Source organism: Nonomuraea sp. NPDC050540 (assembly GCF_044457485.1).
Lineage (GTDB): Bacteria > Actinomycetota > Actinomycetes > Streptosporangiales > Streptosporangiaceae > Nonomuraea.
Map to the genome: position 1 here is coordinate 59910 of NZ_JBITHA010000031.1, position 13252 is coordinate 73161.

General features: G+C 71.1%; 13 protein-coding genes. 7 read left to right on the forward strand and 6 right to left on the reverse strand.

Annotation, left to right across the window (positions count from 1 at the left end; translation table 11 throughout):
• Nucleotides 1-12 precede the first annotated feature (12 nt).
• Nucleotides 13-963 (forward strand): hypothetical protein, encoded by a 951-nt coding sequence (locus ACIBI5_RS51810; protein WP_397258825.1) that lies wholly within the window; start codon nucleotides 13-15, stop codon nucleotides 961-963.
• On the opposite strand, the gene ACIBI5_RS51815 is transcribed toward ACIBI5_RS51810, so the two are convergent.
• The 3 genes from ACIBI5_RS51815 to ACIBI5_RS51825 form a co-directional block, all read right to left on the reverse strand.
• Entirely contained in the window at nucleotides 949-1344 is a 396-nt protein-coding gene (locus ACIBI5_RS51815) for a DUF3037 domain-containing protein (protein WP_397258827.1), read from the reverse strand. The genes ACIBI5_RS51810 and ACIBI5_RS51815 overlap by 15 nt on opposite strands.
• Complete coding sequence (locus ACIBI5_RS51820) at nucleotides 1341-2147, reverse strand: HipA family kinase (RefSeq protein WP_397258829.1); 807 nt, start codon at nucleotides 2145-2147, stop codon at nucleotides 1341-1343. The genes ACIBI5_RS51815 and ACIBI5_RS51820 overlap by 4 nt, the downstream gene beginning before the upstream one ends.
• A gap of 153 nt (nucleotides 2148-2300) precedes the next feature.
• Nucleotides 2301-2840 carry a TetR/AcrR family transcriptional regulator gene (locus ACIBI5_RS51825; RefSeq protein WP_397258831.1) on the reverse strand — a complete coding sequence of 180 codons (540 nt, stop codon included), beginning with the start codon at nucleotides 2838-2840 and terminating at the stop codon, nucleotides 2301-2303.
• Between the two features lie 63 nt (nucleotides 2841-2903).
• Here ACIBI5_RS51825 and ACIBI5_RS51830 point away from each other — a divergent pair, with 63 nt between their 5' ends.
• Together ACIBI5_RS51830 and ACIBI5_RS51835 are read left to right on the forward strand one after the other, a co-directional pair.
• Entirely contained in the window at nucleotides 2904-3311 is a 408-nt protein-coding gene (locus ACIBI5_RS51830; protein WP_397258832.1) for a hypothetical protein, read from the forward strand.
• Entirely contained in the window at nucleotides 3295-3831 is a 537-nt protein-coding gene (locus ACIBI5_RS51835; RefSeq protein ID WP_397258834.1) for a hypothetical protein, read from the forward strand. The genes ACIBI5_RS51830 and ACIBI5_RS51835 overlap by 17 nt, the downstream gene beginning before the upstream one ends.
• On the opposite strand, the gene ACIBI5_RS51840 is transcribed toward ACIBI5_RS51835, so the two are convergent.
• Nucleotides 3815-4663: a TIGR03619 family F420-dependent LLM class oxidoreductase gene (locus ACIBI5_RS51840; protein WP_397258836.1), complete on the reverse strand. Its 849-nt coding sequence runs from the start codon at nucleotides 4661-4663 to the stop codon at nucleotides 3815-3817. The two genes, ACIBI5_RS51835 and ACIBI5_RS51840, sit on opposite strands and share 17 nt — an antisense overlap.
• Entirely contained in the window at nucleotides 4660-5907 is a 1248-nt protein-coding gene (locus ACIBI5_RS51845; protein WP_397258838.1) for an LLM class flavin-dependent oxidoreductase, read from the reverse strand. Before ACIBI5_RS51845 ends, ACIBI5_RS51840 begins: the two co-directional genes overlap by 4 nt.
• A gap of 94 nt (nucleotides 5908-6001) precedes the next feature.
• On the opposite strand from ACIBI5_RS51845, the gene ACIBI5_RS51850 reads away from it, so the two are divergent.
• The 3 genes from ACIBI5_RS51850 (at nucleotide 6002) to ACIBI5_RS51860 (ending at nucleotide 10279) form a co-directional block, all read left to right on the forward strand.
• Nucleotides 6002-6817, forward strand: coding sequence for a TIGR03619 family F420-dependent LLM class oxidoreductase (locus tag ACIBI5_RS51850; protein ID WP_397258840.1), 816 nt, complete (start codon nucleotides 6002-6004; stop codon nucleotides 6815-6817).
• 9 nt (nucleotides 6818-6826) lie between these two features.
• A complete protein-coding gene (locus ACIBI5_RS51855; RefSeq protein WP_397258842.1) occupies nucleotides 6827-8278 on the forward strand; it encodes a serine/threonine-protein kinase in 1452 nt (483 codons plus the stop codon).
• A 105-nt stretch (nucleotides 8279-8383) separates the two neighbouring features.
• Nucleotides 8384-10279 carry a PASTA domain-containing protein gene (locus ACIBI5_RS51860; protein ID WP_397258843.1) on the forward strand — a complete coding sequence of 632 codons (1896 nt, stop codon included), beginning with the start codon at nucleotides 8384-8386 and terminating at the stop codon, nucleotides 10277-10279.
• A 10-nt stretch (nucleotides 10280-10289) separates the two neighbouring features.
• Here the strand turns inward: ACIBI5_RS51860 and ACIBI5_RS51865 are convergent, their stop codons facing one another.
• The gene (locus tag ACIBI5_RS51865; RefSeq protein WP_397258845.1) at nucleotides 10290-11195 is read right to left on the reverse strand and encodes a class I SAM-dependent methyltransferase; all 906 of its coding nucleotides are present in this window, start codon (nucleotides 11193-11195) and stop codon (nucleotides 10290-10292) included.
• 487 nt (nucleotides 11196-11682) lie between these two features.
• Between ACIBI5_RS51865 and fxsT the strand changes: the two genes are divergently transcribed.
• The gene (fxsT, locus tag ACIBI5_RS51870; protein WP_397258847.1) at nucleotides 11683-13182 is read left to right on the forward strand and encodes an FxSxx-COOH system tetratricopeptide repeat protein; all 1500 of its coding nucleotides are present in this window, start codon (nucleotides 11683-11685) and stop codon (nucleotides 13180-13182) included.
• The last annotated feature ends 70 nt before the right edge of the window (nucleotides 13183-13252 follow it).

The window sequence follows — 13252 nt, forward strand, 5'->3', positions numbered from 1 at the left end:
GATCCTTTTACCATGTCCCTGGACGTTCCCGTGGAAAAGGAGTTCGGGTTGGCCGAAAAGGAAATTCCGACCCGGCAAGAACGAGTTATGAAGACCGTCCGCGACAGAAGCGTACAGGTCCTCACCTGGGTGACCCTGTGTGGCGTTGCTTTCGTCGGTACTGGCTGGATCATGGACGGCGCGGCATACGTGCCAGGGCTTCTTCTGGAGCTCGGAGTTTCGCTCGTGTTGCTGGTTCCGTTGGCGCTTCTGGGTCTCATGCTGGAGAAACGGCTGCGCAAGACCGAAGAGCACATTCGCGATGCCACCGCGCGTCTTGACGCACTGAGCGCGGTGACGAGGGAGCGGCTGATCGAGCACCGTCGCCAGCGTGCCGACCTCTACCAGGACGCGGAGCGCAACCCCACGCAGGCTCTGCTGCGCGAGCTGCTCCAGGACGCGGTAGCGGTCGGCGCGGTCGCGAGGGAAGGGCCGCGGGTCCGTGTCGCGGGCACCACGTTACGGCTGCGCCTACGCATGCGGGCACAGGACCAGAACACACTCGAAGCCATTGTGGAAGAAGCCGGTGGCCGGGCAAGAAATCATCTCTCGTGGCCGGCGGGCGAAAGTGCCGAGGATTTCGCCGAACGACTGGCCGAGATATTGAGAACGGACCATCTTTATCCGGGTGACCAGGCCTACGACCCGTCCGACCTGCTCCTGCGGTTCGTAGAGCTTCTGCACACCGCCGTCGAGGCGAGGACCGGAGAAAGCGAGCACGACCTGGGAACCGTCCTGGAAATACCCAATACACAATGGGTGGTCAGTCGTGAGGGGCTTTACTGCCTGGATCGGCATTACCACATTCCGGCGGCACGGCTGACCGGCTTCACCGACTGGCCCACCTACATGGCAGGACAGGAATGGGCCGATCGTAGGCGGTTCGGCGAAGCGTTCCGGCTGGCCCGCTCACTGCTGAAGTGAGCGGGGGATGTGGACGAGGGTGGTGAGGAGGCGGTCGAGTTCGGTGTCCGGGTCGTCGGTGAGGCCGGCGTGGACGGGGCCCGTCTGGACGATGGTGCTTCTGGGGGCGGTCAGCCAGCGGAAGCGGGCGCCCAGGGGCTGGCTGGACAGGGGGCCGGAGGAGGCGTCGCAGGTGAGCTGGTAGGCGGCCAGTGCCTGGCGGAGCGCGGGGATGTCGGCGGACGGGTCCAGGGCGTGCAGGCGGGATTCGTCGAGGTCTATCCGGGCGCAGAGGTAGGAGCGGGGCTGGCAGTACAGGAGTACGCCGACGTTGATCTGCTCGCCGCGCTCCACGCGCGGGATCACGCGGATGAGGGCGTACTCGTAGGCGTCCCTGCTCATCGTTCGCTTCCTCGCCAGAACTCGCCGACCGAGGCCGGGCCGGGCTTCGTCCGGGGTTCCTCGCCGCGGATCAGCCACGTGCCGGGGCCGTGGGCGCGCTGGAGGAGGTGGTCGACGTAGGCCCGGCGGACGTCGGCGGCCGAGTCGAAGCCGGGCTCGCCGTCCAGCCACTCGTCGGGGACGAGGGCGGTGACCTCGCGCAGGAGGGCGGGGGTGATGCGGGCCGACAGGTCGGCGGCGGCGGCGTCGAGCTGGGTGGCGTAGGCGGCCAGGACGTGGTCGCCCGCGTCGAAGCGCCGCTGCGGGTCGGCGGTGCGCCAGTTGTGGTGGAACCAGAGCGCGGCGCCGTGGTCGATCAGCCAGACGGTGTTGTGCCAGACCAGGAGGTTGGGGTTGCGCCAGCTGCGGTCGATGTTGTGGATCAGGCCGTCGAACCAGACCACGCGCGAGGCGAACCCGGGGTCCGGCGGCCAGGCCAGCGGCTCGAAGCCGAGCGCACCGGGCAGGAAGTCGACGGCCAGGTTGAGTCCGGCGCTCTTGCGCAGCAGCTCCTGGACCTCCTCGTCGGGCTCGCGGTCGCCGAACTGCGGGTCCAGGTCGATGAGCTTCAGCTCGGGGGTACGCAGCCCGAGCCGCCTGGCCAGCTCGGCACAGATGATCTCGGCCACCAGCACCCGCCTGCCCTGACCGGCTTCGCGGAACTTGACGGCGTATGTGCCGAGATCGTCGGCCTCCACGACCCCGGGCAGTGACCCGCCCTCCCTGAGCGGCGTCACATACCTCGTCGCCACGACCGTTTCCACGTGATCGAGGTTACCGCCCTTTCCCTCCGTTACGGCTCGCGCCCGCCCACCCGCACCGCCGCCCCCGGCGCGCGCCCGTCGAGCGATGGTCGTGAGGGCTCACGGGCTTCTCGCCGTAACAACTCCGCCCCCGGCACGTGTGGGCGGACCCCTTCACTCGCCCAGGAGTTCCGCCAGTGCCAGGTCGACCAGGGCGGCCGTGTCCTCGTGCATGATGCCCAGCCGCCGCAGCGCCGCCACCCCCAGGTAGCTCGCGTATCCGGCCAGTACGCGGCGCTCCGCGGCCTCCTCGCCGATTCCCGTCTGGGCGACCGTCGCCGTCATGAACGCCAGGCGGCGCTCGTTCACCCGTCTGGCCACTTCGGCCACGGCCGGGTCGTCGGCCTCGCTGATCAGGCGGAACGACACCGCCGCCTCCGCCGCGTCGGCGAACGCGAGCTCCAGCAGGGTCCGGAGTCGTTGGCGGGGATCGGGGATCTTCTCCAGGCCCTGGATGATCTGTTCGGTGCCGCGTTCCCAGAAGGCGAGGGCCGCCTCGACCAGGGCCCGCCGGTTGGCGAAGTGCCAGTAGAAGCTGCCTTTGGAGACGCCCAGCCGTACCGCCACAGGTTCCACGGCGACGGCGGCGAGGCCGCCTTCGGACAGGGCCGCGAGCGCGGCCCGCGCCCAGTCGTCGGCGTTCAACTTACCCACCCGCCAAGCCTGCCATACGGTGGCGTATAGTCGGACCATACGCAGCCGTATGGAGGTCGTGACATGGTCTACAACGTGCATGAACGGGTCATCGCCGGCTCGGTCGAGGAGGTGTGGGCGAAGCTCGCGGACGTCGGGCGGATCTACCCGGCGAGCAGTGGGACCTTCGAGCTGCCCGAGGGGCTCTTCGAGGGCGCGCCGGTCCGGCACGACCGTGCCCGCTACCGGGTCGCGGTCGTGGAGCCCGGCCGTAAGCTCTGGTTCGACCTCGGCAAGACGATCAGCGGCGGGCACGGCTTCGAGCTGTTCCCCGTCGAGGGCGGCACACTGGTGCGCCATCACCTCAAGGGGCGGCTGTCGGGGGTGTTCGCGCTGATGTGGCCGCTGATCATCCGGCGGCATCACGACAAGGCGCTCGAAGGGCTTCTCGACAACCTTGAGCGCGAGGTCGCACATGCCGACGCTGGCTGAGGGGTTCATCCCGGTCCCCGACGCGTCCGAACGGCACGCGATCGTGATCGCCGCGCCCCGCGAGCGGGTGTGGGAGGCCATCAGGCGGCCCGACCCCTCCGACATCCGCCTGGTGAAACCGCTGTTCGCGCTCCGGAACCTGATCTCCAGGCTGCTGAACGGGCACGAGCAGCGGGACATGCCCACCTTCACGCCGCTGGCGGAGGAGCCGGGCCGCGAGGTCGTGCTCGGCACCGTCGGCCAATGGTGGCGGCTCGGCCGGTCGAAAGGGGTCGACGCGGTCGGCACCGCCGAGCAGTTCACCGCCTTCGACCGCCCCGGATACGCCAAGGGCACCTTCAGCTTCGTGCTGGAAGAGGCCGGGCCGGGGCGGATCAGGCTGGTGACCGAGACCAGGGTGGCGGCCACCAGCCCGGACGCCCGCCGGGCCTTCCTGCGCTACTGGGCGGTGATCCGGCTGGGCAGCGGGCTGGTGCGCTGGGCCATCCTGTCGTCGATCAAGGCTAGAACTTCGCGATGACCTCCTCGGCGAAGCGCTCCATGGTGGCGATCTTGAGTTCCAGGGTGCCTTCGCCGTGCTCGGCCTTCTCCTCGGGCGTGGCCAGCCACCACGGGGCGGCCATGGTGGCGGTGACGCCCTTCGCGGCGAAGCGCCGGTAGACGGCGGCGTCCGGCATCACCGCCAGCGGCGCGACGACCTCGAACGGGCGATCCTTCGGCAGCTTGGCCAGGACGGGGTCGAGCTGTTCCTCGGTGTAGATCCGGTTGCCGATCCACCCGTCGCCGAGCCGGGAGGCGCGGGTGAGCGCGGCCTCGCTGTCCCCGCCGACGTAGATCGGGACGTCCCCGGACGGCGTCGGGCAGATGGACAGCTCGGGCAGGCCGTCCAGCTTGACCGCGGAGCCCGTCCACAGCTCCCGCAGGGCCGGGATCATCTCGTCCAGGCGCCGCCCCCGGGTGTGGAAGTCCTGGCCGGTCGCCTGGAACTCCTCCTTGCACCAGCCCACCCCGACCCCGAACGTCACGCGCTCGCCCGACAGAACCGCCGCCGTCGAGACCTGCTTGGCCACGGTGAACAGGTCGCGGGCCGGCGCGATGTAGACGTTGGGGGAGAAGCGCAGCGTGCTGGTCGCCGCCGCCATCGCGCCGATCGTGACCCACGTGTCCGGCCAGTGGGTGCCGGCGTTCCAGCGCGGCCTGCCGCTCTTGGAATAGGGGTACGGCGAGGCGAAGTCGGCGTAGAAGATGTGGTCGGAGAGCGTCAGCGTGTCGAACCCGCAGCGCTCGGCGGCCCGCGCCAGCTCCACGAACTGGTCGGTGGGGACGAACGAGGCCCCCAGCCAGAACCTCACTGGAACTCCGGGATGACCTTGGTGGCGAACATCTCCAGGTTGCGCTTGACCGTGTCGAGCGGCAGCACGCCCTGCTGGCCCTGCATGTACAGGCCGAACCACTCCAGGTCGGGCATTCGGTCGAGCATGCGCTGGATGCCGCGCTTGACGTCGTCGGGGGTGCCGAACAAGGCCATCTCGACGTCGTTCATGCGCTTGGCGTCGCCCTTCTCCGGGGAGATGGGCTTGTGCTTCTCGTCCTCCTTCTTGCGCAGCACCTCCAGGTAGCCGAAGGGGCCGAAGAAGGCGGCGAAGTCCTTGGGGATGCTGCGGCCGAAGGTGTTGATGGCCTCCTCGGTCGTGTCCGCGATGCCGACGATCTTGAGGATGCCGGTGTGCTCGCCCAGCTTGTAGTCGCGGCCCTGCCGGGCCGACTCCTCCTGGTAGAGCTTGGCCTTGGCGGCGTGGTCGTCGGGGTTGGGGGTGAACATCCAGGGCAGGATGTTCTCCTGCGCGGCGCGGATGACCGAGCGGTCGGAGATCGTGAACGGCTGCCACAGCTCCGGGTGGGGGTTCTGGTACGGCCGCGGGCAGACGGAGACGGCCTGGACCTTCCCGTCCTCGTCGAGTTCCCCGGGCGCGCCGAACGTCTTCGTCCACTCCTGCGCCGGCCAGCCCTCGATGCCGTCGAAGGGGAAGGGCACCTCGTAGTCCAGCACGTCGGACTTGTAGCGCAGCGTCTCCTGGGTCCAGGCCATCTTCATGATCTTCAGGACCTCGCCGAACACGTCGAAGTTGCGCGTGTCCGACGCCGAGCCGTCCGAGCGGGCCGCGGCGGCGTGCCAGCGCTGGCCCAGGACGTTCATCCAGCGGTTCTGGTAGCCGCGGGCGACGCCCAGGCGCAGCCGTCCCTTGGAGAACTGGTCGAGCAGCGCCACGTCCTCGGCGGCCCTGATCGGGTCCCAGGCGGGCAGCACCATGCCGAGCGGGGCCAGCAGGATGCGTTCCGTGCGGGCCGCGAGGTCGGTGAGGAACATCAGCGGGTTGACCGAGAACTCCATCCCCTCCGAGTGGAAGTGGTGCTCGGTCATCATGAGCGCGTCGAAGCCGATCTGGTCGGCCTGGACGGCGATCTCCCGCACCTCGTGCAGCAGTCGCTGGTATGACTCGGTGTCCCGTCCGATGGGCCGCTTGGCTTTGGCGTTCTCCTCGGCGGCATATCCGGAGCCTGGAATCTGCGGGTTCAGGAAGATGGAAAACTTCACCGGGAGTCCTCTTTCCGCGGGGCGTTTCTCTGACCGGCAAGCTACTCTAAGAATCTTAGCCGAGCAATCGCTTGGTTGACATGGGAGGTCGGCAATGCGGCTGGGCGTCACGATGTTCTCCACCGATCTGGCGATGCCGGTGCCGGAGCTGGCGCGGGCCGCCGAGGAGCGCGGCTTCTCCTCGCTGCTCCTGCCCGAGCACACGCACATCCCCGTCTCCCGTCGTACGCCGCCGGCCGGCGGGCAGGCCGTGCTGCCGGAGGAGTACAAGCGCACCGTGGACCCGCTCGTCGCCCTCGGGGCCGCGGCCGCGGTGACCACGCGGATCCGGCTCGGCACCGCCATCCTGCTGGCCGCACAGCGCGAGCCGATCGTCACCGCCAAAGCCGTGGCCACGCTCGACCACCTGTCCGGCGGGCGGGTGATGCTCGGCATCGGGTTCGGGTGGAACGTCGAGGAGATCGAGAACCACGGTGTGCCGTACCGGGAGAGGCGGGAGGTCGCGCGGCGCAACGTGCTGGCGATGCGCGCGCTGTGGAGCGAGGAGGTGGCCTCCTTCGAGGGGGTCGAGGCGTCGTGGTCGTGGCCCAAGCCCGTCTCCGCGCCGCCCGTGTACGTGGGCGGCGCGGCGGGGCCCAAGATGTTCGCGCACGTCGCCGAGTACGCCGAGGGGTGGATGCCGATCGGCGGCAAGGGCATCAAGGCGGCCCTGCCCGCGCTGCGCGAGGCCTGCGAGAAGGCCGAGCGCCCCATGGCCGAGGTCATCCCGATCGGGACCCTGCCCACCCGGGAGAAGCTCGACTACTTCGCCGGGCTGGGCATCGAGGAGGTCGTGGCCACGCTGCCGAGCGGGCCGGCCGGCCGGGTGCTGCCGGTGCTCGACTCCTACGCGGAACGCTTCCTGTCATAATTACGCGCTATGTCGCGATTGGCGGAGCTTCGGGCGGGCGATCCGCGCCGGCTGGGCTCCTACCTGCTGGCGGGCCGCCTCGGCCAGGGCGGGCAGGGCGTCGTCTTCCTCGGCCGGACCCCGGCGGGCGCGCAGGTCGCGATCAAGCTGCTGCACGCCAGCGTGGCCGCCGACCCCGAGGTGCGCCGGCGCTTTCTCGGCGAGGTGGAGGCGGTGCGCCGGGTGGCGCCGTTCTGCACGGCGCAGGTGCTCGACGCCTCCCTTGAGGACGACCGCCCGTATATCGTCAGCGAGTACGTGGACGGCGTCTCCCTGCGCGACCACGTCGTGGCCAAGGGGCCGAGGACCGGCGGCTCGCTCGACCGCCTGGCCATCGGCACCGCCACCGCGCTGAGCGCCATCCACCGCGCCGGGGTCGTGCACCGCGACTTCAAGCCGGGCAACGTCCTGCTCAGCCTGGACGGGCCGAGAGTCATCGACTTCGGCGTCTCCCGCCTCATGGACAGCGCCGCCACCACCAACCAGATGCCCGTCGGCACCCCCGCGTACCTGGCGCCCGAGCGCATCGAGGGCGAGTCCGCCGGCCCGCCCGCCGACATGTACGCCTGGGCCCTCACCCTCGCCTACACCGCCAACGGCCGCCACGCCTACCGCGCCGACACCTACCAGGAGATCCTCGCCCGCATCCTGTACGGCCGGCCCGACCTGGGCACGCTGACCGGCCGGCTGCGCGAGATCGTGGAGGCGTGCCTGGCCCGATCGCCCGGCGAGCGGCCCCGGGCGGAGGAGGTCCTGAGCCTGCTGCTCGGCCACGAAGGCCACGAAGGCTACGAAGGCTACGAAGGCCGGGACGGCCGGGACGTCCTGACCTCGGGGGCCAGGGCCGCCGTCGACACCACCGACCCGAGAGCCGGCATGCCGGCGGGGAACGTCCCGGCCTCGGGCGAGGGCGACACCCTCCCCATCGGGCCGGAGGACTCCACCCCGACGGCACCCGGACCAGAGGATGCGCCCCAGCCCGGCCCCGGGGCGGGCCGCCCGGGGCGTGGCCGGCGGCGGGTGGCGAAGTGGCGGATCGCCGTGGCCGTCCTGGGGGTGCTGGCCGGGGCCGCGGGGTTCGGGTTGTGGCTGCGTGGCGCGCAGAGCCCCGGGCTGGCGGGGACCTGGACCGGGTCGGCCGATCACCCCAGCGCCGGCCGCGTGTTCCCGGTGGAGATCAAGCTGGTGGGCGAGGGCGACTCCGCCATGCGGTGGGGCGCCGACCTGCGCTGCTCCGGCCGCCTGGCCAGGACCTCCAGCGCGATGGTCTACACCCTCGACCACGTACGCGGCGCGGAGTGCTACCCCGGCACCCTCCGGATGTTCCCCAGCGGCGGCGACGCCGACCAGGCGGTGATCAGAGTGACCCGCCGAGGTGACACCGATGTCACCTACTCGGGCAAGGTGAGCCGCCCGTCCTGACCGGATGTGTCACGGTCGTGTGCCGATTGGGCGGCCCGCGTTGACTGCCCGGCATTGGTTGCTTTCAGTGGAATGAGTACCGGGTGGCGGCGAGGGGAGGCCCTTGTGCCTGACACGCAGCCGCTCAAATCGGGGGACCCGCGGCAACTGGGCGACTACACACTGTCCGGCCGGCTGGGCGAAGGTGGCCAGGGCGTGGTGTTCCTCGGGATGAGGGGCGAGGAACGATACGCGATCAAACTGCTCCACGGGCCGGTGGGGGACGAGCAGGCGGCGTTCTTACGCGAGGTGGAGCTGGCCAAGCACGTCGCGCGATTCTGCACCGCCCAGGTGGCGGACGCCGGGTTCGACGACGGCCGGCCGTACATCGTGAGTGAGTTCGTCGACGGCCCTTCGCTCTATCGGGAGGTCGCGCTCACCGGGCCCAGGAGCGGAGGCGCGCTGGAGCGGCTCGCGGTCGGGACCGCGACCGCGCTGGCGGCCATCCACCGTGCCGGGATCGTGCACCGCGACTTCAAGCCGCAGAACGTGCTGCTCGGCCCGGACGGGCCCCGGGTGATCGACTTCGGGCTGGCGCGGGTGCTGGACGCCGCGGCCACGCAGAGCGGGCGCGGGGTGGGCACGCCCGCCTACATGGCGCCGGAGCAGATCACCGCCGCGCTGGTCACCGGCGCGGCCGACGTGTTCTCGTGGGGCGCGACCATGTGCTTCGCGGCCAACGCCAGCGCGCCGTTCGGGCAGGACTCCGTGGCGCCGGTGCTGCACCGCATCCTCACCGCGCCGCCGGAGCTCGGGCGGCTGGACGGGTACCTGCGCGACCTGGTGGCGGCCTGCCTCGACAAGGACGCGCGCAACCGGCCGTCGAGCCGCGACCTGCTGTACGCGCTGCTGGGCGACTCCGACGGGGTGTCGGCGGAGGTGCTGCGCTCACCTCCGCCGCACCTGCTGCGCTCGGGGGCGGCCCCGATGGCCGAGCCCGAGACGACAGGGGCCGCCCCGGACGTCTACCACCTGCCCGCCGCGCCGGTCGCCGCCGCCGCGAGCGGCCCGGCAGCGGTGAGCCAGGGCACGCAGGACGTACGCGCCGGTCAGCGGGCCAGCGCCGCCAACCGCGCGGGCCTCGCGGTCTCCTGCGCGCTGCTGGTGAGCGCCGCGGTGCTGGTGACGCTGCTGGTTCCGGCCTTCCGCTCCGGCGACGGCCCGGCGCCCCAGGCGGCCGCGCAGCCCAGCGGCTCCGCGCCCGCGCTGCTCCTGCCGCAGCTCGCCGAGCCCTCGCCCTCGCGTGAGCGGCAGGAGTCGAAGGTACGCGGGGGCGCCACCGAACCGGCTCCGCCACCGCCGAGGGTGGAGCCGGCGGGGGTGGGGGTGCCGAGCCTGGTGGGGCTGGATCGTTCCGCGGCGGTGAAGGCGCTCAGGCGGGCCGGGCTCAGCGCGGGGACGTTCAACGAGGTGGACTCCAAGCTGCGGATCGGCCGCGTGCTGGCCAGCCGTCCCGCCGCCGGGGCGCTGCTGGCCAAGGGGGCGGAGGTCGATCTGGACGTGTCGGCGGGGCTGGCCGTACCGGAGCTGAAGGGGCTGGGCAGGAAGGCGGCGGAGCTCGCGCTCGGGCGGGCCGGGCTGGAGACCGGTGTGGTGAGCCGGGCCTGCTCGGCGCAGCCGGGCGGGCGGGTGCTGTCCTCGGCGCCCGCCGCGGGTACCCGGGTGGCGGGCGGGAGCGCGGTGGCGCTGGTCGTCACGCAGCACGGGGCCGAGGTTCCGGCGGTGATCGGCAAGGGCAGGGAGAGCGCGGTCACGGCGCTGAAGGCGGCGGGGTTCGCCGTGGAACAGCGGGTACAGATCGTGACCGAGCCCGGCGAGGTGGACACGGTGCTCGCGCAGAACGTGCCGGCGGGCCGGTGCGCCCAGCCCGGCAGGACGATCGTCATCACCGTCGGCGTCGAGGGACAGACCGGCCCGGATCCCGGTGAACCCGAGCCGGATCCCACCCCCACCCCGTCATAGCACCCGCTTCTCACGCGGCGGGCGCCTCGACGGCGGGGTGCTCGGTGTTGCCGCCGCGTACGCGCGCGGCGTTGACGAACACGGCGACGAAGGAGTAGAGCCGGTCGGCGTAGACCTGCCGCATGGCGCTGAGCTGGAGTCCGGCCTCGTCCGCGCGGGCGCCGACGGCGAGCGGCGGCACGGCCCGGGTACGGAGCCCGACCTTGGCGCCGCTGGTGGACGTGGCCTGGTAGAGCGGGTGGGCCTCGGTGTAGCCGGGGTCGATGTCGCAGACGATCAGCGTTCCGCCCGGCGCGAGCAGGCCGGCCAGACGCCCGAAGTCTGGCATCTCCGGCATCGAGGACAGGACGAGGTTGAGCAGGATCACATCCTGCGACCGGGGCGCGATGCGGTCGCGGACCCGGTTGATGTCCTCGACGAGGATCTTCGTGCGCTCGTAGAGCGGTTGACCCGCCAGATGGCGCTGGAACTGCTCGGCCATGCCCGGACAGAAGTCCACGTAGGTCCAGCGCATCGAGGTGTCGAGGAAGAAGTGCGTCGCGACGTTCTTGCCGGAACCGCCGCCCAGGTCGAGGACGCGGAGGCTGGGCTTGGCGTCGCGGAGGCTGACCAGCAGCCTGATGACCGCCCGATGGGTCTCCAGCAGGTTGGCGGAGTTGCGCTGGTCGTAGTTGGGGGCGATCGCCTGGTAGAAGTCGCGCGCCTGCGTGGTGTCGAAGAGCTGGACGGCCTCGTCGTCGTTCGCCGCCGCCGGGGCGAGCGCCTCCTCGCGCGGTCCCACCCGCGGCGGCCAGAACTCGATCGACCTGCCCTGCCGGTACGCGCCGACGAGGACGACCAGAACGATGGCGGCCACCCCGGCCACCAGATATCCCGAGCTGCTGCCCAGGGCGTCGAACACGTGCTTCAGATCCATCCCGGAACCTCCTTACCTGCGTCCATGAACGCTCGCGCGCGCCTGTCCCGCCAGAGCGGTGGACAAGATCGTGCTGGATCCGCGCCACGCGCGGATGGGACAGGACACGCGGGGACGCGGCCGCGGAGAATAGGTCAGGCTTTTCCCCGCGATAGCGGTCACATAAATGCGGAGTGGGTGCTAAGGGACGGACAATTCGCGTACTGTTGCGGACAAGCTTGGACAATCGCGGACAGCTCAATGAGGCGTTATGGGAGAAGAGTCGGTTGACCTTGTCTCTGCGGTGACAAAGGTCGCGACAAAGGAAGACTTGGCGCGACTTATGCGGATACTGCGGGCTCGCGCGGATATGCCGGCCTATCGCGATCTGGAGAAACGCGCGGTCTCCGCCGGTGGCTCGCTGCCCCGCACCACGCTGGGGGAAGTGCTCAACGGGCGTAAGTTCCCAACGAAGGCCTTTCTGATTACCTTTCTCAACGTCTGTGAAGTGCCGCCCACCGAGCAGATGACCTGGCTCGAGGTGTGGAATCGGCTGGCCGCCGAGTACAACGCCGGCGCCGTCACGGACGGCGCCCGCGCGGCCGACGGAGAGCTGCCGCTGAGGGAGGCCAGAGAGCTGGCCGACCGCCTGGGCGAGGACCTGGTCCGGGAACGGCGCCGGTTGTCCGAGCACGGCGCGCGGCTGGAGGAGATTGTCCCGATCTTGCATCAGGCGGTGTCCGTCCTCGCCGAGTCCGGACAACACGAACTGGCCGAGCAGATCTCCAGCGGCGTCGTGGAACTGTGCCGGGGCGCCGCCCGCGACAAGTCGCCCGCGTGCCTGAGCCTGCGCCACGAGCGGGCGATGATCCTTGCCCAGCGCGGCGCCCCCTCCGCCCCGTCGCTGCTGGGGGAACTGCTGGCCGACTGCAGGGAGACGCTCGGCGACGCCGATCCGCTCACCGCCACGGTCGAGGCCGCGCTCGCCCGCTACGCCACCGGTGCTCCGCCCGCGACCGGCATGCTGCCCACCGTCTGGAACGTCGAGCCGCGCAACCCCGAGTTCACCGGCAGGGAAGAGGTCATCGCCGAACTGGGCCGCCGCTTCCGCACCGGCGGCCTGGCCAAGGTCCAGGTGCTGCGCGGATGGGGCGGCGTGGGCAAGACGCAGATCGCGATCGAGTACGCCCACCAGTTCGCCGCCGACTACTCCGTCGTGTGGTGGATCGACGCCGAGGACCCGATGCTGATCGGCAAGCAACTGGCGGAGCTGTCGGTCCAGTTACGGCTGGCGATCCCCGACGTCGACTCCGGCAGCGCCGTCGCCCTGCTCAAGGCGCACCTGCGCCAGCACTCCGGCTGGCTGCTGCTGATCGACAACGCCGAGGACCCCGGGCTGGTCCGCCGGTGGCTGCCAGGAGGCCCCGGCCACGTGGTGATCACCTCCCGGGTGGGCGGCTGGGAGCACCTGGCCGTCACCGTCCCGGTGAACGTGATGGAACGTGCCGAGTCGGTCCAGCTGATCCGCAGCCACGGCCCGGACCTGCGGGGTTCCGAGGCGGCGGCGCTGGCCGCCGAGCTCGGCGACCTCCCGCTCGCGCTGGTGCAGGCCGGTACCTTTCTCGCCGAGACCGCGACCGCCCCGGCCGACTACCTGGGGCTGCTGCGCTCACGGCCGAAGGAGGTGCTGAGCGAGGGCGCGGCGGGCGAGTACCCGCACTCACTGGCCGCGGCCGTGGGCCTGACCATCGAACGGCTGGCCAGGCACGAACCGGTCGGCCTGGCGCTGGCCCGGATCTGCTCCTTCCTCGCGCCGGACACGATTCCCGTCGAATGGCTGGTCGGCGCGCACCCGGCCGCGGCCGGGAAGGGCCCGCTGGACGGCTTGACGGCGGCCGAGGACGACGCGCTCGCCCTGCGCCGGGGCGTCGGCTCGCTGAGCCGCTTCGGCCTGGCGGTCGGCGCGCGCGGCGGGCTCCGGCTGCACCGGCTGACAGAGATGATGTAGGTGAGCACCTCCCGCCGAGGTCTGACCCACCGACTGACTGACTTCGGGTCTTCAACGGGATCTGTCGGCT